This is a genomic window from Streptomyces sp. NPDC048671 (assembly GCF_055587045.1).
In genome coordinates this window covers 18,851-38,272 of the sequence record NZ_JBVJHB010000002.1, presented here as the reverse complement: position 1 = coordinate 38,272, position 19,422 = coordinate 18,851, and the positions used below count along the sequence as shown (strand labels likewise).

Below are 19,422 nucleotides of genomic sequence, written 5' to 3'. Positions count from 1 at the left end.
CTGTACTTGACCGTAACCGACCGAGAGAGATTGACCGCGATTCCGTCAGTCTTTGTCTTCGATGACATGAGGACCCGTTGGGCACTGAGCTACTGGCACCTCTCGACCTGGCCTTCTGGCACCTTGAGTCCGATGCCCACCCCATGCACCTCGGTGCGCTGGCCGTGTTCTCCCCGGACGGGGGCCGGTCTCCCGGCCCGGACGCCCTGCTGGAGCTGCTCGGCACCCGGGCCGCCGCGATCCCCCGGCTGCGGATGCGGGTCCGGGACGTGCTGCTGCCGGTCGGCGGTGCGGCCTGGTCGGTGGACAAGGACTTCGACGTCCACCGGCACGTCAAGCGCGTGGAGCTGTCCGGGGCGCGGACGTGCGACGACGACGCGTTCATGGCGGCGGCCACCCGGCTCGCCGGTGAGCTGATGGAGCAGCCGCTGCGAAGGGGACTCCCGCCCTGGCAGATGTACGTCATCGGCGGCGCCGCCGACGGCCCGTTCGCCGTCCTGGTCAAGCTGCACCACGCGCTCGCCGACGGGATGCGCGCCGTCGCCATCGGGGCCGGGATCTTCGACGAGATCGCCTCCTTCGCGGGCCGCGGACGGGCCGGGACGCCGGCCGGCCGGGCCAGGCCGGTGCCGCCGCGCTCCTGGATGCCCGGCCCGCGCCAGGTCGCCGGTCTCGCGCTCGGGCGGATCGAGGACCTCGGCCGGGCCTTCGGCGTCGGTGCCTCGCTGGTACGGGCCAGCCGCCTCGATCTGCGCGGCGCGACGGCGCTCAGCGCCAGCTCCAGCGGCACCCGGCGGCTGGCCACCGCCGATCTGGACCTCGACGCCGTGCAGCGCGTCCGCCGGGCCGCGGGCGGCACGGCCAACGACGTCCTGCTCGCGGTCGTCGCCGGAGCGCTGCGCCGCTGGATGCTGGAGCGCGGCGAGCCGCTGCCCGGCGCCGATCCGCGCGCCCTGGTCCCCGTCTCCCGGCGCCGCCCCGGAGGTGCCGCCACCGGAAACCGGCTGTCCGCCTACCTGCTCGGCCTGCCCGTCTCCGAACCCGACCCGTGGGAACGGCTGCGAGCGGTACGCGGCGCCATGGACCGCAACAAGTCCGCCGGGCCGCTGCGCGGGGCCGGCGCGGTCGCCGTACTCGCCGATCAGCTCCCTTCGCTGGCCCATCGCTTCGGCGCCCCGCTCGCCGGGAGCGCGGCCAGGATGCTCTTCGACGTCCTGGTCACCAGCGTGCCGCTGCCGCGCTCGGCGCTCTCGCTCGGCGGCTGCCCGCTGCGCGCGCTGTACCCGATGGCGCCGCTGGCCCGCGGCCAGTCGCTGGCCGTGGCGCTCACCACGTACGGCGGCAAGGTGCAGGTCGGGCTGGTGGCCGACGGCAAGGCGCTGCCCGATCTGGAACGGCTGGGGCGCTGCGCCGAGGACGAGCTGGCGGAGCTGCTCGCACTGCTGCCCGCCGACTGAGCGGTTCGGTTCGGGATTCGGCCGCCGGACTCACGAGGCGACCCATAGGTCGGACAGATTCCCGGGCAATTACCGTAGTTGATGACCTCCGAGGTGTTGACGCGCCCAAGTGATCCGATGAATATTTGCTGAGTGCATCAAGCGATCATCGGGGAGGGCGGCAGAAGCATGCGGCACAACAGGCTGGGAAACAGTGCGGTCGAGGTCACCGAGCTGTCCTTCGGGGCGGCCGCCATCGGCAATCTCTTCAGCGCCGTCGAACCGGCGCGGGCCGCCGCCGCCGTCGACGCCGCCTGGGACGAGGGCGTCCGCTACTTCGACACCGCCCCGCACTACGGGCTGGGCCTCTCGGAGCGACGCCTCGGCGAGGCGCTGCGCGCCCGGCCCCGCGACTCGTACACACTGTCGACCAAGGTCGGCCGGGTACTCGACCCGCTGCCCGACGGCGGACCCGAGGCGTCCGAAGGGCTCTCCGAGGGCTTCGCCGTGCGGGCCACCCACCGCCGCCGCTGGGACTTCAGTGCCGCCGGCGTCCGTCGCAGCATCGAGGACAGCCTGGAACGGCTCGGCCTCGACCGCATCGACATCGCCTATCTGCACGACCCGGACGACCACGCGGAAGCCGCCTTCCACGAGGCCTATCCGGAACTGGAGAAGCTGCGTGCGGAGGGCTTGCTCGGCGCCATCGGGGCCGGCATGAACCAGACCGCGATGCTCACCCGCTTCGTCCGCGACACCGACGTCGACGTGGTGCTCTGCGCCGGCCGCTACACCCTCCTCGACCAGTCCGCCCTGACCGAGCTGCTGCCCGCCGCCGCGGCCCGCGGCCGCAGCGTCGTCGTCGGCGGGGTCTTCAACTCCGGCCTCCTCGCGAACCCGCGCCCCGGCGCGACGTACGACTACGCCGCCGCGCCCCTGAACCTCCTGGACCGGGCCCTGCGGCTGAAGGCCGTCACCGAGGGCCACGGCGTACCCCTGCGCGCCGCCGCCCTGCACTACCCGCTCACCCACCCCGCCGTCGCCGGCGTCCTCGTCGGCACCCGCTCCCCGGAAGAGGTGCGTGACGCCGCCGCACTGCTGCGCGAACCGGTCCCCGACGACCTCTGGGACGAGCTGCGCGACGAGGGACTGCTGACCGAGAACGGAAACTGACATGCGCATCGCCCTGCACACCAAGGTCCGCGCGGACCGCATAGCGCAGTACGAGGCCGCGCACCGCGAGGTCCCGGCCGAGCTGACCCGTGCGATCCGCGCGGCGGGCGCCACCTCCTGGACGATCTGGCGCAGCGGAACCGAGCTGTTCCACGTCATCGAGTGCGACGACTACGCCCGGCTCCTCGCCGAACTGGAGGAACTCCCCGTCAACGTCGCCTGGCAGGCCAGGATGGACGAGCTCCTCGACGTCGCGCACGACTACTCCTCGGACGGCGCCGAGGCCGGACTCCCCGTCGCCTGGGAGCTGTGAGATGACCGCCACCCCGCGGATCGTCGACGCCCACCACCACGTCTGGGACCTCGCGGTACGCGACCAGGAGTGGATCACCGGCGAGGAACTGGCGCCCCTGCGGCGTGACTTCACCCTCGCGGACCTGGAGCCGGAGGCCCGTGCCAACGGCGTGTACGCCACCGTGCTCGTGCAGACCGTCACCGTCGCGGAGGAGACCCCCGAGTTCCTCGCGCTCGCCGACGGCAGTGATCTCGTCGCCGGCGTCGTGGGCTGGAGCGATCTCACCGCGCCGGACATCGCCGACACCCTGGCCGCCCTTCGCGAGCTTCCCGGCGGCGACCGGCTCGTCTCGCTGCGCCACCAGGTCCAGGGCGAACCCGACCCCGAATGGCTGCTGCGCGCCGACGTCCTGCGCGGCCTGGCCGCGGTGGCCGACGCCGGGCTCGTCTACGACCTGATCGTCCAGCCGCACCAGCTGCCCGCCGCCGCCGGGGCCGCGCGACTGCTGCCCGGCCTCACCTTCGTTCTCGACCACGCGGGCAAACCGCCGGTCGCCACCGGAGAGATGCGTCCCTGGGCTGATGACGTGCGGGCGCTCGCCGCCCTCCCCAACACCGTGTGCAAGCTCTCCGGCCTGGTCACCGAGGCCGATGCGCACGCGTGGACCGTCGCCGGTCTGCGCCCGTACGCCGACACCGTCATCGACGCCTTCGGACCGTCCCGGCTGATGTTCGGCTCGGACTGGCCGGTGTGCCGGCTCGCCGCCACGTACACCGAGGTCGTCGAGGCCGCCCGCGCTCTCGTGGACGGCCTCGGACCCGCCGAACAGGACGCCGTCCTCGCCACCACAGCCGAGCGCGTGTACGGCCTCCGGTAGGCGGGGCGGCGACGGCTGCGGCAGGCTGGGAGCCATGCCCGAACTGCCGGAAGTCGAAGCCCTGCGGGTCTTCCTCGTCGACCACCTGGCCGGCAGGGAGATCGACCGCGTGACTCCGCTCGCCATCAGCGTCCTGAAGACGTACGACCCGCCGCTCACCGCACTGGACGGCGGCACGGTCACCGGTGTCCGGCGGCACGGCAAGTTCCTGGACATCGCCGTCGGACCCCTGCACCTGGTCACCCATCTCGCACGGGCCGGCTGGCTCCAGTGGAAGGACGCCTTCCCCGCCACCCCGCCGCGCCCCGGCAAGGGTCCCCTGGCGCTGCGCACCGTACTCACCGGCGGCGGCGGCTTCGACCTCACCGAGGCCGGCACCACCAAGCGCCTCGCCGTCCACCTCGTCCACGACCCGGCCGAGGTGCCCGGCGTGGCCCGGCTCGGGCCCGACCCGCTGGACCCCACCTTCGACCGCGACACGTTCGCCGCGCTGCTCGACGGGGAACGCCGGCAGATCAAGGGGGCGCTGCGCGACCAGTCGCTCATCGCCGGCATCGGCAACGCCTACAGCGACGAGATCCTGCACGTCGCGAAGATGTCGCCCTTCAAGCTCACCGCGCATCTCACCGACGACGAGATCACCCGGCTGCACACGGCCCTGCGCACCACGCTGGACGACGCCGTCGCCCGCTCCGCCGGACTCGCGGCGGGCAGGCTCAAGGCGGAGAAACGGAGCGGGATGCGGGTCCACGGACGTACCGGGGAGGCCTGCCCGGTCTGCGGGGACACCGTCCGCGAGGTCTCCTTCAGCGACTCCTCGCTCCAGTACTGCCCGACCTGCCAGACCGGCGGGAAGCCGCTGGCCGACCGCAGGCTCTCCAGACTGCTCAAGTAGCCGCCCGCCGGTGAGCTTCCGCGCCGTCCGCGCCGGCCGGCCGGTCTACACTCCGGCCTCATGCTGCGCGTACTCGCCGTCGACGACGAAGAACCCGCCCTGGAGGAGCTCCTGTACCTCCTGCGCGCCGATCCCCGCATCCGCAGCGCCGAAGGAGCCACCGGGGCCACCGAGGCGCTGCGCCGCATCGGCGGCGCCGTGGACGCGGGACCGCAGGACGCGGCCGCCATCGACGTCGTCTTCCTCGACATCCACATGGCGGGGCTCACCGGGCTCGACGTCGCCCAGCTGCTGGCCGGGTTCGCCGCGCCCCCGCTGATCGTCTTCGTCACCGCCCACGAGGACTTCGCCGTGCAGGCCTTCGACCTCAAGGCCGTCGACTACGTCCTGAAACCGGTACGCCGCGAGCGCCTCGCCGAAGCCGTGCGCCGCGTCGCCGAACAGGTCGGCGACCGCTCCGCACCCCTCCACGACACCGCGCACGACCAGATCCCGGTCGAACTGGGCGGCGTCATCCGCTTCGTCCCGATCGACGACATCGCCTACGCCGAGGCCCAGGGCGACTATGCCCGGCTGCACACCGCCACCGGCAGCCACCTGGTCCGCGTCCCCCTGACCACCCTGGAGGAACGCTGGCGGGCCCGCGGTTTCGTCCGCATCCACCGCCGCCACCTCGTGGCCCTCGGCCGGATCGACGAACTGCGGCTCGACGCGGGCAGCATGAGCGTGCGCATCGGCACCGCGGAACTCGCCGTCAGCCGCCGCCACACCCGCGCCCTGCGCGATCTGCTGATGCGGCAGGGCGGCCGCTGACCAGGGGCGACCCGCGTTCGCATCCCTTCCCACCGGGGTCGGGTGCTGCGTACACTCCGGCCCCATGACCGCAGAGTCAACGCCCCGGCGTGAAGTGGTGACGGGGGAGCCCCGGCGGGTGCGTCCGCTGCCGCGCTACCGCACACAGTCGGAGATCGACGAACAGACCGCGCTGGGCGGTGCCTACGTGCGCTCGCTGATGCGCAGCCAACTGCGCGCGGGGCTCAGCGCCTTCACCGTGCTCGCGGTCGTCGCCGCAACCCTGCCGCTGGTCTTCGCGGCCCTGCGCAGCGACGCCGTCGTCTGGGCCGTCCTGGGCTTCGCCGCCTACCCGCCGCTCACCCTGATCGCCTGGTGGTACGTGCGCCGGGCCGAGCGCAACGAGCACGACTTCGCCCGGCTCGTGGAAGGCCGCCCCGCACAGTGAGCCGCACGTACGCGGTGGTGGCCGTCGCCGCCGTCGTATCCGCCACCGTCCTCGTCGGCGGGTTCGGGCTGCGCATCTCCCGCACCACCTCCGACTTCTACGTCGCCTCGCGCACCGTACGGCCACGCCTCAACGCGGCCGCGATCAGCGGCGAATACCTCTCCGCCGCCTCCTTCCTCGGCATCGCCGGACTGGTGCTCGTACACGGGCCCGACATGCTCTGGTACCCGGTGGGCTACACCGCCGGCTATCTGGTGCTGCTGGTCTTCGTCGCCGCGCCGCTGCGCCGCTCGGGGGCGTACACACTGCCCGACTTCGCCGAGGGGCGGCTCGAATCCCGGCAGGTGCGCCGGCTCGTCAGCGTGCTCGTCGTCGGAGCGGGGTGGCTCTACCTCGTGCCGCAGCTCCAGGGCGCCGGGCTCACCCTGAAGATCCTCACCGGGGCGCCCGGCTGGCTCGGCGACGTCCTCGTCGCCTCCGTGGTCGTCCTGGCCGTCGCCGCGGGCGGGATGCGCTCCATCACCTTCGTCCAGGTCTTCCAGTACTGGCTGAAGCTGACCGCGCTCCTGGTCCCGGCCATCTTCCTGGTACTGGCCTGGCAGGGCGACGGACGGCCCCGCGTCACCTTCGACGAGCAACTGTCCGTCTTCCGCGCCGACCACCCGCTGTACGCCACCTACGGGCTCATCGTCGCCACCTTCCTCGGCACCATGGGCCTGCCGCACGTCGTCGTCCGCTTCTACACCAGCCCCAACGGCCGCGACGCCCGCCGCACCACCGTCGCCGTCCTCGCCCTGATCGGCGTCTTCTACCTGCTGCCGCCCGTCTACGGCGCGCTCGGCAGGCTGTACGCCCCCGAGCTGATACCGGGCGGGGACGCGGACGCCGCCGTGCTGCTGCTGCCCGGCCGGGTCATCGGCGGGCTCGGCGGCGACCTGCTCGGCGCGCTCATCGCCGGCGGCGCCTTCGCCGCGTTCCTGTCCACCGCCTCCGGACTGACCATGGCCGTCGCCGGAGTCATCACCCAGGACGTCCTGCCCCCGCGCGGGGTACGGCACTTCCGGCTGGCCACGGTCCTCGCCATCTCCGTCCCGCTCGCCGGTTCACTGATGGTCAGCCGGGTGCCGGTCGCGGACTCGGTGGGGATGGCGTTCGCGGTGTCGGCGTCCTCCTTCTGCCCGCTGCTGGTCCTCGGCATCTGGTGGCGCCGGCTCACCCCGCCGGGCGCCATCGCAGGGCTCCTCCTCGGCGGCGGTTCCGCGCTGCTCTCCGTCGCCATCACCGTCAGCGGCGCGGTGCGCCCGCCCGGCTGGCCGCACGCCCTGCTCGCCTGGCCCGCCGTCTGGTCCGTACCCGTCGGCTTCCTCGCCATGATCCTCGTCTCGCTGGCCACACCCGGCCGGATACCGGTCGGCACCAATGCCGCCATGACCCGCTTCCACCTGCCCGAAGCGCTCACCTCGGGGAGGCACCGGTGACCGGGGCCGGGTACGCCGTCATCGTGCTCCTCGTCCTGCTGCCGGCGGTCGGGGGCCTGCTCCTCGGCCGGCGCACCGCCCGCCCCCTCCGTACCAGCGACGTCGGCACCCCCGTGGAGCACGCCACCTTCGAGACCCTGCACACCGCCTCCCTGGCCGCGCCGCCGCTGCGCGCCGGACTCACCGAGGACAGCGCCCGCAAGTCCGCCCGCCGGCTGCGCTCACTGCTCGGCACCGATGCTCTGTGCCTGACCGACCGTGACCGGATCCTGGTCTGGGACGGGGAGGGCGGCCACCACGGCGAACACGTCATGGAACAGGTGGAGGACCTGCTCGCCACCGGCCGCGACACCGCCTTCCGCAGCGACTGCGACGATCTGGACTGCCCGCTGCGGTGGGCCGTCGCCGTGCCGCTCACCGTCGACCACCGCGTCCTCGGAGCCCTGATCGCCTATGCCCCGCGGGAGTCGGCGGTCCTGGCGAGGGCCGCCGGCGAGGTCGCCCGCTGGGTCTGCGTACAACTGGAACTCGCCGAGCTCGACCGCTCGCGCACCCAGCTCATCGAGGCCGAGATCAGGGCCCTGCGCGCCCAGATCTCCCCGCACTTCATCTTCAACTCCCTGGCCGCCATCGCCTCGTTCGTCCGCACCGACCCCGAGCAGGCCCGCGAACTCCTGCTGGAATTCGCCGACTTCACCCGGTACTCGTTCCGCAGCCACGGCGACTTCACCACCCTCGCCGACGAACTGCACTCCATCGACCAGTACCTGGCCCTGGTCCGCGCCCGCTTCGGCGAACGGCTCTCGGTCACCCTCCAGGTCGCCCCCGAGGTACTGCCCGTCGCCCTGCCGTTCCTCTGCCTCCAGCCCCTCGTGGAGAACGCCGTCAAACACGGGCTCGAAGGAGCGGTCACCTCCAGCCGCATCACCATCAGCGCCCTGGACGCCGGTTCCGAGGCCGAGGTCGTCATCGAGGACGACGGCATCGGCATGGACCCGGAACGGCTGCGCCACATCCTGCGCGGCGAGGGCGGCAGGTCCACCGGGGTCGGCCTGCTCAACGTGGACGAACGGCTGCGCCAGGTGTACGGGGACGACTACGGGCTCGTCATCGAGACGGGCATCGGCGCCGGAATGCGGATCACGGTGAGGCTGCCGAAATACCGCGCCGGGGTGCACGGTTCCTGAAGCGGCGGGCAGTCCCTGTGTGCACGGTAGCCAGTGCCCAGTGCCCAGTGCCCAGTGCCCAGTGCCCAGTACCCGGTACCCGGTTCCTCAGTACAGGTGGATCGAGAGGTGTCCCAGCGGCAGCCCCAGCTGCCAGGCCGGCGTCCACACCTGGGCCGGCGCCCCCTCCGCCTCCGGGTCCCGCGGGCCGTCGGCCGGCTCCCGGGGCAGCGGGCCGATCGCGTCGAGGTCGGCCGCCAGCAGTTCGGTGTCCTCCAGCCACCGCCAGGCCGCCTGTGCCAGCGCCAGGTCCGGGTCCGGGCCGCCCTGCGCCGCCTCCAGCGCGTCGAGCCGCTCGCAGACCCAGCCGCGCCACGGCGTCCCGTACGCCGTCAGCAGCCGCAGTTCGTCCACCCGGGTGGCGGGGAGGGCCTCGGCCACCGCACCGTCGGAGAGGAAGACGGTGAGGGCGAGCGCATCGCGCCCCGCCCGGTACTCCAGCGTCGCCGGCTCCATCAGCTCACCGGTCCGCAGCAGTTCGTCGGCGATGTACTCCGCGTACATCCAGGCCATCGGGATCAGCAGCCCGCCGCCACTGGATCCGTCATGACGTTCCGGACGCATCCCGCTCGCCTCATTCCGTTCTCGGTACGCCCCTACACGCAGCATTGAACCGGGGGAGCGCGCCCCGCGTGGCCAGAAGGACAGGATCCGTCGGACCCGATCCGTCACAGACAAGAGGATGCGATGACCGCCACCCCCGGGGAGGGACCGCACATGAGGCACCTGCTCGGCGCCTACGTGCTGGACGCGCTCCCGGCCCCGGAGGCGCTGGAGGTCTCCCGCCATCTGCGGAGCTGCCACCGCTGCGCCGCCGACTACGCGGCGCTGGCGGAGGCCGCGGCACTGCTGGCGCTGCTCAGCGAGGAGGACCTGCTGGAGTAGCCGGGCAGATTGCGGGAGAGCAGGCGCAGTGCGTAGTACGAACGGGACTTGACGGTCCCGGCCGGAATCCCGAGCACCTGAGCCGTCTCGCCCACGCTGAGCCCGCGGAAGTAGATCTGCACCAGCACCGCCCGGTGCTCCGGGCTGAGGGTGCGCACCGCCTCGCGCACATCGAGCGCGGCGACAGCGGACTCCGCGGCGTCCTGCCCGCACGGGGCGCTCTCCAGCACCGCGTCGCCCACCTCGGCCGGCCGGGCCAGCCGTGACCTGCGGGCGTCGATCGCCAGCCGGCGTCCCACGGTGAACAGCCAGGGCCGCATCGACTCGTACGGGCCGTCGAAGGCCTCCGGGTGCTGCCAGGCCCGCACCAGGGTCTCCTGGAGCAGGTCCTCGGCCCGCTGCCGGTCGCCGAAGGTCAGACCGAGCAGAAAGTGGAACAGCGCCGGGCCGTGCTCACGCTGCAGATCCGCGAGGGCCCGCTCATCGGTCGTCGTCGTGGTCATGGTGAACGCCCTTCCCCGCGGAGGCCCCTGCCGCCTTCGGGAGGGGCACTGACTGCTGACTCGCGTATACGAACGCATTCGGGCCCGGGGGAACAGGACAAACGCCGCCCCGTGCGACGAGCGGTCGCACGGGGCGGCGAATGGTGCGGTGAGCGGTCGGGCGGCGCCGTGGAGCGCCTGGGGCGGGGGAGTACCGGGCCTACGGGACGACGGTGACGGGCCAGTGACCCGCCTTCACCAGACGGACGGCCACCGAGCCGATGAAACGGTGCCCCGCGGACTCCGACGCGCCCACCACCACGGCGTCCGCCTTGAGTTCGTTCGCCGCCGTCACCAGCCCGTTGTACGGATCACCGCGGAAGGTGTGGAACTCCCAGCGCACATCCCATACGTCCTTCAGCCGCTCGGTCGACTCCCGGATCTCGTTCACCAGGCCCTCCGCGACCTCTCCGGTCGTATCGCCGACCGGCGCACCGAGCGCGGCACCCGCGGGCAGCACGGGCTGTACATAGACGAGGGCGAGCATGGCCCTCTGCCGACGGGCGAGACCGGCGGCATAGGCCGCGGCGCGCATGGAGGATTCCGAACCGTCGAGGCCCGCGACGATCACTTTTGGGCCGTCTGTGCCACGTTCGAACTGGTGAGGCTGCTGGTCTGTCACGGCAGTGAGGCTATCCGCTCCCGCGGCGGCCGCCCCGCCGGGCTCCCGGCGGCCCCGGAGGCAAGACGCCGGTTGCCGCGGACGGGCTCCCTCCATCGGGTGCGAAACCCCGCGCGAACGGTGTCGTTGAGGGGGGTGGGAGCACGGACGTGCGAGCAGTTGGTCATGAGAAATGATCAGAGGCCGCCGATGCGCAGGACGCTGCTGAGGCTGGCCGCCGGGTTGGGCGCGGCCTCCGTCGTGCGCCTGGTGGCCACGGACACCGCAGGCACCCCCTTCCGGCGCCCCACGGCGCCGTCCACCGTCGCGGCGGGGCCGCAGTCGGCTCTCCGGACCAAGCCGCTGTCCTATCGTCTGAGACCCATGACAGCGAATACTCCGCCTCGCTACCGCCCCGCGGCGCCCCCCGTCCGTACCCGGCCGTTCGAGAAGCTGCCCGACATCGGGCGTGCGATGGTGCTGACCTTCGACGACGGCCCGGACCCGCTCTACACCCCGCACATCCTGGACACGCTGCGGAAGCACGACGTGCGGGCGATGTTCTTCCTCTGCGGGGAGATGGCCAACGACAACCAGGACCTGGTGCGCAGGATCTCCGACGACGGTCACACGGTGGGCAACCACTCGTGGACGCACCCGCTGGTCACCAAGCTCTCCCGGGCGGGTATCACCGACGAGCTGGGCCGTACCAGCGAGGTGATCGAGAAGATCACCGGCGCTTCGCCGCTCTGGTACCGGGCGCCCTACGGGGCCTGGAACCGCAATTCCTTCGAGATCGGCGCGGCGATGGGCATGGAGCCGATGGCCTGGACCGTGGACACGCTGGACTGGACGGTTCCCGGCACCGACAGCATCGTCCACCGGGTCAGGGAGGGGGCGGCACCCGGCGTCGTGGTGCTGTCACACGATGCGGGCGGCAACCGTTCGCAGAGTGTGGCCGCGCTGGGCCGCTATCTGCCGGAGCTGCTGGACGACGGGTACCGGCTCACGGTGCCGCGGCGCCGTTGAGCCGTGCGGCGGCCGCTGCCGGGGACGGGCCCGCCCCCCGGCAGCGGCTGTCAGCGGGTAGCGACCAGGCGGGCGAAGGCCACGACGTTGCCGTCGTAGCCGCCGGCCTTCGTGAATCCGCCGCCGCAGGTGATGACCCGCAGTTCCGCCTTGCCGGTGTCGCCGTACACCCGGGCGCCGGGAAAGTCGTTCTTCGCGAACACCTCGACACCGTAGACCTCGAACACCGCGACCCGGCCGTCGCTGCGGGAGACCTCGATGCGGCTGCCCTTCTTCATTGAACCCAGGCTGTAGAAGACGGCCGGGCCCGCCATGTTGTCGACGTGGCCGACGACGACCGAGGTGCCGAGCTGCCCCGGCGCGATGCCGTTCTGGTACCAGCCCGCGAGATTGGGGTCCTGCGGGGGCGGTGTCTCGATCCAGCCGTCCGGGTCCAGGTTCACATCGATGACCGGCGCGTCGACCTGGATCGAGGGGATGGCGACGCGGTCGACGGGGGCGTACGCCAGCGGCTTCACCACCGGGCCGGACGCCGGCGCCGCGGGAGCGTCCTTCTGGTGGCCGACCGAGGTGGCGGCGACCGGCTGCGGTGGTCCGGGCGAGAGGTCCGCGCCGTTCCGCATCAGTGCGAGACCGGTGAGCATCACCAGGGCGAGCGCGCCCCAGGGCGAGTGTCTGATCCGTTCGGGGCGCCAGTTGTCCCGGCCCATGGTTCTCCCTTCGTCGCGACGAGGGGAACGCTAGGCGCGGGGCGGCCGGGCGGCGATCAGAGAAGGGCGAACGGGTGGCGGCCCGGTGGGCGGTTGCGTATCGGAGTAGTGCGCGGATAAAAGTTCTGACGCTCTGTGACCTGCGCATCCATCACTTTCCCGGGCGCGCGCACGGTGTGTCGGATCACCGGGGTGGAGCAGTGTCGAAATGCGGTGGATCAAGGATCTGGTGAGGGTTCGTCATGGGAGGCGTTCTCGTCGATTCATCCCGGTGCACAGAGCTCCGGGGGCGCTTCCCGCTGGAGGTTCGAACGATGCGTGCTACACGCGCTCTCGTTGTCGCCGCGACCGCCGTCGCCGCTCTCGGGCTCGGTGCCCCGATGGCAGCAGCCGGTGGAGACGTCGGGAACGGCCAGAACAACGGGAACAGCCAGAACGACTGGAACGCCCCCGGAGACTGGGAGAACGGCAACGGCAACGGGAACAACAACGGGAACGGCAACAACAACGGCAACGGCAACGGGAACGGGAACGGGAACGGCAACGGCAACGGGAACGGCCGCAACAACGGCCCGAACAACGTGACCGTCGACCCCGAGCGCGTGCACCAGGGCGCGGCCATGCAGGTCAGCGCCGACGGCTGCGGCCGCGGCGGCAGCGTCTCGTCCAACGCCTTCCGGACCACGAGGCTTTCGGCGGGCCGGGTCGGTCACGCCAGGGTCCGGATCCTCAATGACGCGACGCCCGGCTCCTACAACCTGACGGTGCGCTGCGACGGCACCGACCGGACGGCCGGGCACCGGTTCACCGTGCTCAACAGCCGGGGCGCGCAGGGCGGCCTCGGCGGCTCGATGGCCGCGAGCCCGGCGGACATGGGTGTCGGCGCGGGTCTGGTCGCCTCGGCGGTCCTCGGCGGAGGCATGTACGTCATGCGCCGCCGGAGGATGAGCCATGGGGCGGTCTGACCTCGCGGACATACCGGCCGGCCCGATAACCACGTCGCCCCGAGTCCTGTGACAGGACCCGGGGCGACCTGCGTCTCGGCCGGCGGTGCCGGTCAGTGCGAACGGTTCTCCCTGCGTCGCCGCGCCACGAAGACGGTGCTGGTCGCGGCGGCCACCGCGAGCGCGGTGCCGCCCACGATCATCGCGGTGTTCGGGCTGTCGATGCTGCCGCCCAGACCACCCTGCACGCCGGCCGGGGAGGCCGTCGAACTCGTGGTGCTGGTGGAGCTGGTGGTGGGGGTGCTCGTGGCCGCGCCGATCGTGAGGTTCACCTTGGCCATGGAGCTCGGCGAGGTGTTGCAGGTGAACGTCACCTCGTAGGCGGCGGCCGGTTTGGCGTCCCAGTCGACCGTTGCCCTGGCGGTGCCGCCCCTGGGGATGGTGACGGTGTCGAACACGCCGGAGGACGCCGTGGCCGTGGTCGAGCACCCCTTGGCGGCCAGCGTCACCTGGCCGCCCGGCGCGATCACCGACGGCGTGACGGTGTACCCGCTCCCGCTGTTGGAGGGTCCCCCCGACACTGCGGCATACGCGGTCACGGCCGGGGCGGTCAGGGCGAGTGCTGCGGCGCCGAGCAGAGCGACGGGGGCGACACGTATTGCGCGCATGGTGATTCCTCCGGGTCCCCGAGGAGCAGTTGTGGAACGGATTCCCACAAAGCGTCAGAAATGCACCTCGACGCCGCCAACGCTAGAAGTGGCGCATTTCGCCCGCGATCGGGGTCCGTCCAATGGGGCACCGTTGTCCCCCGAGCGGCGCATGAGCCAGGGCCTGTATTGGGTTGTCCCGCGGCGTCGCGGGGCTGGGCACGCACTCCCCCAAGCTCTCGGCTTCGCTCGAGCAGGGAGGGGCCCCCTCCTGCGTTGCCGAAACGCCCTGGTAGCTCCGCTACAAGGGCGCTCCGGCGCCTTGCGATCGTACGCACCCAGCCCCGCTCCTTCTTCCGCGTGACAACCCAATACAGGCCCTAACCGCCCGACGCGCGGGGGAACAGATCGAGGAAGGGGGCGGCGGTGGCCGAGAGGCCCCGGCCGAAGGGCGAGTCGAAGTCCCAGATCAGGAAGAGCAGGAAGGCGATCAGGACGCTGAAGAGGCCGGCCAGCAGGAGTTCGCGGAAGGTGCGTCGGATCTGCAGGGTGAAGATGAGCCCCACGGTCACCAGTGCCCCGATGATCAGCCCGAACCATACGACGCCCGGCATGGTGGCTCCGGCGCTCTGCCCGCGCGCGCTGCGGGCGTCGTCGGCCGCGGCGACTTGGTCGACCAGTGGCTGATACGCCTCTCCCTCGTGGTCCGTCTTCGGCTCGTAGTCCGTGACGTCGGCGCGCACCCGGTCCAGGAGCTTCGCGCCGCGGTCGCCGAGCGTGCCGTGGTCGATCATGGTCCGCCACTCGTCATGGACGACGTAGCTGACGTAGGCGTCGACATCGGCGCGGATCCGGGTGCGTACCTCGGCCGGGTAGACGGACGAGCGCACGTCGACCTCGTGGAGCGCCTGGGCCTCCTGGCGTACGTACTCCTGCGCGGCGCCGCGGCCCTCCCAGACACCCGCGATGGCGAGGCCCAGCACGATCGCGTAGACCACGCCGATCATCATCGTCATGTACTCGATGACGTCAGGGGTTTCGGACGGGTCGTCGTCCTCGGGTAGCCGGCGGTTGTTGAGCACGGCGATGGTGAGCACCACGGCGCTGGCCGCGACCATGGCGAAGGTGAGAACAAGCCATTCCGACATGTGGGTCTCCGGAGGTCATCGGGAACGGGGCCGCAGCACGGCGACGGCGAACACCGCGGGGGCTGTGATCATCAAGCTGAGCGTGACCAGGGAGGTATGGCGTTCCGGTGCCTTCCGCACCGGTCTGCGGTAGGCGGGAAGCGCCACCGGCCGGGGCGTGGGGCGTACGGAGGGGGACGGAGACGGGGAGGGCGAGGGAGGCGGAGGCGGCGGAGGGGGCGGAGGTGCCGGCTCGGGTTCGGGCGGTGCGGGTGGCGTGGGTGGCGAGGGTGGCGCCGGCGGGGGAGGGAGCGGCGGAGGTGGCGGCGGAGGAGGGGGAGGAGAGGGAGGCGGCGGAGCGGGGGGTGGCGGTGGTGGTGGAGCGGGCTGGGGCTTCGGCCCCGCATGGCAGCTGCCGTCACCACTGCTGGCGGCCGCCGAACTGCCCCCGTCGTCGCCGATCGAGGCGTACGCACAGTTGTCGGCCACTGCGGGCGCCGGGGCGGTCAACAGCCAGATGAGTGCGACGGCCGCGGAGAGCCGGCCTATGAGTGATCCGTACACGACGGGGAGCATGTTCCGGGCCGCACGGCGGCACGCCGTACACCCGCCGGATTCCCCTGATGGTGGGGACCTGAAGCACTGGGTGTTTGCGGCTGGGGGAAATTCTGCGGACGCATTGAACAAAATGGACCCCGGTGGACGTAACCAGGCGCATGAGCGACACGCCCTGAGTCGCAACTGGCTTGAGTATCAGGGGAGTTGACATGAACACCTGGCGGGCACCTCCCACACGGCGGCTGTGGCAACCCTGTTGGCGCCGACGGCGGCGCGCGGTCAGGGTGGGGTGCCGAGTGGGCAGGGCGCTGAACGCCGGCGGGGGATTCACGCGCTTCCGATTCGACAAGGCCACCGCGAGCCCGCCGGGGGCGAATTGCGAAGGCGACTGCACGAAAGTCCGGCCACCGGTGCCCGTCGGCAATGTCACGGCCGCGCGGGGCGGCGGCGAGAGCGCGGTGGCACCAACCACCCTGCTGCCGGGGGTACATGGTGAGGGGCGTCCCTCAACGCCGAGTCGGCCGGTCCGTCAAAGTAGTTCTATTGCGAACTTTTTCCTTGGGTCCTGTCGCCCGAATGTCACACGCAGCGACGGAACGGTTGCAGTTGCCACGGGTGTGACCAATAACGGACCGCTAATTTCCGTTTCCGCTCGCTCTCCTGGCGGCCGATCAGTAGCCTCTGGTCAACACTGACCATGAACATGGCCGGATCGCCGTGGCGACTTGTTGGAGACATCGATGGAGCGTCCAGCCTGGGCACCGCAAGGCATAGACATTTCGGTGCCGAGCGTGTCCCGAATGTATGACTTCTATCTGGGCGGCTCGCACAATTTCGAGGTGGACCGGGAAGCGGCTCGCAAGGCCATGGAGTTCATGCCGGGACTTCCCAAGATCATGCAGGCGAACCGTGCTTTTATGCGCCGCGCGGTGCGCTACGCACTCGGTGAGGGGATCTCCCAGTTCCTGGACATCGGTTCCGGGATACCGACCTTCGGCAATGTCCATGAGGTCGCTCAGGGGATCGACCCGGCGGCCCGGGTGGCGTACGTCGACCACGATCCGGTCGCGGTCGCACACAGCCAGGCCGTACTCGCGGGCAATTCCGGAGCGGTGATCGCCACCGCCGATCTGCGCCGCCCGCAGGAGATCCGGGACAATCCGGAGATCTCCGAACTCCTCGACCTCGACCGGCCGGTGGCGCTGCTGCTCGTCGCCGTACTCCACTTCATCGAGGACTCCGACGACCCGCACACGGCCGTCGCGCAACTGCGCGACATCCTGGCCCCCGGCAGCCTCATCGTCATCACCCACGCCTCGTACGAGGGCGTCCCGCTGACCGAGGAGGAGGCCGGCGGCGCGGTCGGGGTGTACAAGAACATCCGCAATCCGCTGGTCATGCGCTCGCGCGACGAGGTCAGCCGGTTCTTCGACGGATACGAGATGGTCGACCCGGGCCTCGTGCCGATGCCGCACTGGCACCCCGACACCCCGGTCGTGCAGGCAAATGAAGACCCATTTGCCTTTTCGGGCTTCGCAGGAGTGGGACGCAAGGCGTGAGCATTCCCGCCCAGTCGTCCGGCGCACCGGACGCGGAGCCCGACGGCCCCGAGGACCGGCTCCGGCGATTCGCCACGATCTGGAGCCGGGCCATCTTCCCGTCGACGGCCACCTCCTTGACCCGGCCGGAGTTCGAACAGCATCTGCTCCCGCTGGCCCGCACGCTCAGCGACACCCTGCACGCCCGCCCGTTCGACGCCGCATCGGCGACCGCGGTGGGCGGCGCGCTCGTCGCGGCGCACTGCACGGACCCGGACGCGCTCAGCTCCACGCTCGGCGTCGTCGACTCCTACCTCGTCCTCTACTGCGGAAGCAACGGACCGGTGGCACTGGCGACCGAGGACAGCCGGTCCCGCTGTGCCCGCATCCAGCACGCCGTCGCGGGCGGCTTCTCCCAGGCCCTGCGTGAGCGGACCCTCGCCGAGCAGGAGGCCATCGCCCGCTCGGCGCTCTCCGCGCGCTCCGACGCCGAACAGGCGCTGCACGCCACCGAGGCGCGGTTCAGGGCCGTCTTCAAGGACGCGGCCATCGGCATCGGGATCGCCGACCTCGACGGCAATGTGCTGGAGGTCAACGACACGCTCACCCGGATGTTCGGCGGACTCGACCACCACGTGCGCAGCCACCGCGTCAACGAGTGGGTCCACCCCGAGGACTCCCCGAAGGTCTGGACGTACTACAACGAGCTGGTGAGCGGCGAGCGCGAGCACTACCGGATCGAGAAGGCGTTCTACCGCAACGACGGCACCGTCCTGTGGACCAATCTGACGGTGTCCCTGCTGCGCGACGCCGAGGGCCGGCCGGAGTACCAGCTGGCGTTGATGGAGGACACCACAGAGCGCAGGCTGCTGAATCTGCGTCTGCGGTACGAGGCCACGCACGACGCGCTCACCGGCCTGCCGAACCGGACGCTTTTTTTCGAGCGTCTCGAGAAAGCGCTCTCGGCCGGTGACGGCAGCCGTTTCGGCCTCTGCTATCTGGACCTGGACGGCTTCAAGGCGATCAACGACAGCCTGGGCCACGCCTCGGGCGACCGGCTGCTCGTCGAGGTCGCGGACCGGCTCCAGAGCTGTGCGACCGCGCCGGGCGAGATGGTGGCGCGGCTCGGCGGCGACGAGTTCGTGGCCCTGACGACCGGTCCCGACACGGCCTCGGAGGTCGACGAGCTCGCCTGCCGGATTCTCGGGGTGCTCGCCACACCGATCCGCCTTGACGGTCGTGAGCTGACCGTCCGGGGGTCCATCGGGGTCGTCGAGGGCCCGGCCGGTGAACGCAGCGCCGCCGAGGTGCTGCGCAGCGCCGACATCACGATGTACCGGGCCAAGTCCGCGGGCGGCAACCGCTTCGAGCTGGCCGACGCCGAGGCGGACGCGCGTGCCATCACCAGGCACGGGCTGACCACGGCGCTGCCGGCCGCGCTGGACCGCGGCGAGTTCTTCATCGAGTACCAGCCGCTGGTGCACCTCGGGGACGGTTCGGTGCACGGGGCGGAGGCGCTGGTGCGCTGGTGCCACCCGCAGCACGGCGTACTGGGTCCCGACCGGTTCATCGCGCTCGCCGAGCACACCGGGCTGATCGTGCCGCTCGGCCGCTGGGTGCTGGAGGAATCGGTACGGCAGGCCAACTTCTGGCAGGAGCGGCACACCGACGGCGGCCCCCTGCGGATCAACGTCAACCTCTCGCCGGCCCAGCTGCACCACCCGCGCCTGGTCAGCGAGACCGTCGACGTCCTGGAGCGGTCCGGCCTGGAGCCCGCGGCGCTGTGTCTCGAGGTCACCGAGTCGGCGCTCATCGGCGCCGATGACGACCTGCTGAAGCCGCTGCGCCAACTGGCCGACATGGGCGTCGGCATAGCGCTCGACGACTTCGGCACCGGGTACTCGAACCTGGCGAACCTGCGGCGGCTGCCGGTGAGTGTGCTGAAGCTGGACCGCTCCTTCACCCAGGGGATGCAGCACCATCCGGCCGATCCGGTGGACCTGAAGATCGTCGAGGGGATCGTGTCGCTCGCGCACAGCCTGGGCCTGGCGGTGACGGTCGAGGGCGTGGAGACGGGCGCCCAGGCCGAGCAGCTGCGGGAGCTGGGCTGTGACACGGCCCAGGGCTGGTACTACGCGCGTCCGGGAGCCCCGGACCGGATCCACGCGCTGCTGCTGGCCGACGCCGTGTGAGCCGGGCGACGCCTTGTCCTCAAGCCCGT

The 19,422-nt window shown here is 71.5% G+C and carries 20 protein-coding genes; 14 read left to right on the top strand and 6 right to left on the bottom strand.

Annotated features, from left to right (window positions below; genetic code table 11):
• Nucleotides 1-77 precede the first annotated feature (77 nt).
• The 9 genes from ACZ6S6_RS04590 (at nt 78) to ACZ6S6_RS04550 (ending at nt 8,581) form a co-directional block, all read left to right on the top strand.
• Nucleotides 78-1,457, top strand: a complete 1,380-nt coding sequence (locus tag ACZ6S6_RS04590) for a wax ester/triacylglycerol synthase family O-acyltransferase (RefSeq protein ID WP_469703940.1) — start codon at nt 78-80, stop codon at nt 1,455-1,457.
• A 168-nt stretch (nt 1,458-1,625) separates the two neighbouring features.
• Nucleotides 1,626-2,609, top strand: a complete 984-nt coding sequence (locus ACZ6S6_RS04585) for an aldo/keto reductase (RefSeq protein ID WP_469703937.1) — start codon at nt 1,626-1,628, stop codon at nt 2,607-2,609.
• A 1-nt stretch (nt 2,610) separates the two neighbouring features.
• On the top strand, nt 2,611-2,922 hold the full coding sequence (locus tag ACZ6S6_RS04580; RefSeq protein ID WP_145766931.1) for an L-rhamnose mutarotase: 312 nt from the start codon (nt 2,611-2,613) through the stop codon (nt 2,920-2,922).
• A gap of 1 nt (nt 2,923) precedes the next feature.
• Nucleotides 2,924-3,781 (top strand): amidohydrolase family protein, encoded by an 858-nt coding sequence (locus ACZ6S6_RS04575; RefSeq protein ID WP_469703934.1) that lies wholly within the window; start codon nt 2,924-2,926, stop codon nt 3,779-3,781.
• Nucleotides 3,782-3,815: 34 nt separating this feature from the next.
• Nucleotides 3,816-4,676 (top strand): Fpg/Nei family DNA glycosylase, encoded by an 861-nt coding sequence (locus ACZ6S6_RS04570; protein WP_469703932.1) that lies wholly within the window; start codon nt 3,816-3,818, stop codon nt 4,674-4,676.
• A 60-nt stretch (nt 4,677-4,736) separates the two neighbouring features.
• The gene (locus ACZ6S6_RS04565; RefSeq protein ID WP_362953063.1) at nt 4,737-5,489 is read left to right on the top strand and encodes a LytR/AlgR family response regulator transcription factor; all 753 of its coding nucleotides are present in this window, start codon (nt 4,737-4,739) and stop codon (nt 5,487-5,489) included.
• A gap of 64 nt (nt 5,490-5,553) precedes the next feature.
• Nucleotides 5,554-5,916, top strand: coding sequence for a hypothetical protein (locus ACZ6S6_RS04560; RefSeq protein ID WP_362953065.1), 363 nt, complete (start codon nt 5,554-5,556; stop codon nt 5,914-5,916).
• Complete coding sequence (locus ACZ6S6_RS04555) at nt 5,913-7,394, top strand: sodium/solute symporter (protein ID WP_469703930.1); 1,482 nt, start codon at nt 5,913-5,915, stop codon at nt 7,392-7,394. Before ACZ6S6_RS04560 ends, ACZ6S6_RS04555 begins: the two co-directional genes overlap by 4 nt.
• Entirely contained in the window at nt 7,391-8,581 is a 1,191-nt protein-coding gene (locus ACZ6S6_RS04550) for a sensor histidine kinase (protein WP_362953069.1), read from the top strand. The genes ACZ6S6_RS04555 and ACZ6S6_RS04550 overlap by 4 nt, the downstream gene beginning before the upstream one ends.
• An 87-nt stretch (nt 8,582-8,668) precedes the next feature.
• On the opposite strand, the gene ACZ6S6_RS04545 is transcribed toward ACZ6S6_RS04550, so the two are convergent.
• Complete coding sequence (locus ACZ6S6_RS04545; RefSeq protein WP_469703926.1) at nt 8,669-9,184, bottom strand: hypothetical protein; 516 nt, start codon at nt 9,182-9,184, stop codon at nt 8,669-8,671.
• A gap of 123 nt (nt 9,185-9,307) precedes the next feature.
• Here ACZ6S6_RS04545 and ACZ6S6_RS04540 point away from each other — a divergent pair, with 123 nt between their 5' ends.
• Nucleotides 9,308-9,505 (top strand): zf-HC2 domain-containing protein, encoded by a 198-nt coding sequence (locus tag ACZ6S6_RS04540; RefSeq protein WP_362953073.1) that lies wholly within the window; start codon nt 9,308-9,310, stop codon nt 9,503-9,505.
• Here ACZ6S6_RS04540 and ACZ6S6_RS04535 read toward each other — a convergent pair.
• The gene (locus ACZ6S6_RS04535; RefSeq protein WP_362953075.1) at nt 9,439-10,008 is read right to left on the bottom strand and encodes a sigma-70 family RNA polymerase sigma factor; all 570 of its coding nucleotides are present in this window, start codon (nt 10,006-10,008) and stop codon (nt 9,439-9,441) included. The two genes, ACZ6S6_RS04540 and ACZ6S6_RS04535, sit on opposite strands and share 67 nt — an antisense overlap.
• Before the next feature lie 199 nt (nt 10,009-10,207).
• Nucleotides 10,208-10,669, bottom strand: coding sequence for a universal stress protein (locus tag ACZ6S6_RS04530; RefSeq protein ID WP_362953077.1), 462 nt, complete (start codon nt 10,667-10,669; stop codon nt 10,208-10,210).
• A gap of 165 nt (nt 10,670-10,834) precedes the next feature.
• Here ACZ6S6_RS04530 and ACZ6S6_RS04525 point away from each other — a divergent pair, with 165 nt between their 5' ends.
• On the top strand, nt 10,835-11,677 hold the full coding sequence (locus ACZ6S6_RS04525; RefSeq protein WP_469703923.1) for a polysaccharide deacetylase family protein: 843 nt from the start codon (nt 10,835-10,837) through the stop codon (nt 11,675-11,677).
• 50 nt (nt 11,678-11,727) lie between these two features.
• Here the strand turns inward: ACZ6S6_RS04525 and ACZ6S6_RS04520 are convergent, their stop codons facing one another.
• On the bottom strand, nt 11,728-12,387 hold the full coding sequence (locus ACZ6S6_RS04520; RefSeq protein WP_362953081.1) for a class F sortase: 660 nt from the start codon (nt 12,385-12,387) through the stop codon (nt 11,728-11,730).
• A gap of 314 nt (nt 12,388-12,701) precedes the next feature.
• Here ACZ6S6_RS04520 and ACZ6S6_RS04515 point away from each other — a divergent pair, with 314 nt between their 5' ends.
• Nucleotides 12,702-13,352 (top strand): hypothetical protein, encoded by a 651-nt coding sequence (locus ACZ6S6_RS04515; RefSeq protein WP_469703921.1) that lies wholly within the window; start codon nt 12,702-12,704, stop codon nt 13,350-13,352.
• A gap of 92 nt (nt 13,353-13,444) precedes the next feature.
• On the opposite strand, the gene ACZ6S6_RS04510 is transcribed toward ACZ6S6_RS04515, so the two are convergent.
• Nucleotides 13,445-13,999, bottom strand: coding sequence for a hypothetical protein (locus ACZ6S6_RS04510; protein ID WP_469703919.1), 555 nt, complete (start codon nt 13,997-13,999; stop codon nt 13,445-13,447).
• A gap of 359 nt (nt 14,000-14,358) precedes the next feature.
• Nucleotides 14,359-15,126: a bestrophin-like domain gene (locus ACZ6S6_RS04505; RefSeq protein ID WP_362953087.1), complete on the bottom strand. Its 768-nt coding sequence runs from the start codon at nt 15,124-15,126 to the stop codon at nt 14,359-14,361.
• Nucleotides 15,127-16,403: 1,277 nt separating this feature from the next.
• Here ACZ6S6_RS04505 and ACZ6S6_RS04500 point away from each other — a divergent pair.
• Nucleotides 16,404-17,222: an SAM-dependent methyltransferase gene (locus tag ACZ6S6_RS04500; protein WP_362953089.1), complete on the top strand. Its 819-nt coding sequence runs from the start codon at nt 16,404-16,406 to the stop codon at nt 17,220-17,222.
• Nucleotides 17,219-19,393, top strand: a complete 2,175-nt coding sequence (locus ACZ6S6_RS04495) for a putative bifunctional diguanylate cyclase/phosphodiesterase (RefSeq protein WP_362953091.1) — start codon at nt 17,219-17,221, stop codon at nt 19,391-19,393. Before ACZ6S6_RS04500 ends, ACZ6S6_RS04495 begins: the two co-directional genes overlap by 4 nt.
• Nucleotides 19,394-19,422: the final 29 nt, after the last annotated feature.

Excerpts from the sequence above, each read along its gene's own strand:
- ACZ6S6_RS04585 (WP_469703937.1), top strand. The coding sequence starts at position 1,626 with ATGCGGCACAACAGGCTGGGAAACAGTGCGGTCGAGGTCACCGAGCTG.
- ACZ6S6_RS04580 (WP_145766931.1), top strand. The coding sequence starts at position 2,611 with ATGCGCATCGCCCTGCACACCAAGGTCCGCGCGGACCGCATAGCGCAG.
- ACZ6S6_RS04575 (WP_469703934.1), top strand. The coding sequence starts at position 2,924 with ATGACCGCCACCCCGCGGATCGTCGACGCCCACCACCACGTCTGGGAC.
- ACZ6S6_RS04570 (WP_469703932.1), top strand. The coding sequence starts at position 3,816 with ATGCCCGAACTGCCGGAAGTCGAAGCCCTGCGGGTCTTCCTCGTCGAC.
- ACZ6S6_RS04565 (WP_362953063.1), top strand. The coding sequence starts at position 4,737 with ATGCTGCGCGTACTCGCCGTCGACGACGAAGAACCCGCCCTGGAGGAG.
- ACZ6S6_RS04560 (WP_362953065.1), top strand. The coding sequence starts at position 5,554 with ATGACCGCAGAGTCAACGCCCCGGCGTGAAGTGGTGACGGGGGAGCCC.
- ACZ6S6_RS04545 (WP_469703926.1), bottom strand. The coding sequence starts at position 9,184 with ATGCGTCCGGAACGTCATGACGGATCCAGTGGCGGCGGGCTGCTGATC.
- ACZ6S6_RS04540 (WP_362953073.1), top strand. The coding sequence starts at position 9,308 with ATGACCGCCACCCCCGGGGAGGGACCGCACATGAGGCACCTGCTCGGC.
- ACZ6S6_RS04535 (WP_362953075.1), bottom strand. The coding sequence starts at position 10,008 with ATGACCACGACGACGACCGATGAGCGGGCCCTCGCGGATCTGCAGCGT.
- ACZ6S6_RS04525 (WP_469703923.1), top strand. The coding sequence starts at position 10,835 with ATGAGAAATGATCAGAGGCCGCCGATGCGCAGGACGCTGCTGAGGCTG.
- ACZ6S6_RS04520 (WP_362953081.1), bottom strand. The coding sequence starts at position 12,387 with ATGGGCCGGGACAACTGGCGCCCCGAACGGATCAGACACTCGCCCTGG.
- ACZ6S6_RS04515 (WP_469703921.1), top strand. The coding sequence starts at position 12,702 with ATGCGTGCTACACGCGCTCTCGTTGTCGCCGCGACCGCCGTCGCCGCT.
- ACZ6S6_RS04510 (WP_469703919.1), bottom strand. The coding sequence starts at position 13,999 with ATGCGCGCAATACGTGTCGCCCCCGTCGCTCTGCTCGGCGCCGCAGCA.
- ACZ6S6_RS04505 (WP_362953087.1), bottom strand. The coding sequence starts at position 15,126 with ATGTCGGAATGGCTTGTTCTCACCTTCGCCATGGTCGCGGCCAGCGCC.
- ACZ6S6_RS04500 (WP_362953089.1), top strand. The coding sequence starts at position 16,404 with ATGGAGCGTCCAGCCTGGGCACCGCAAGGCATAGACATTTCGGTGCCG.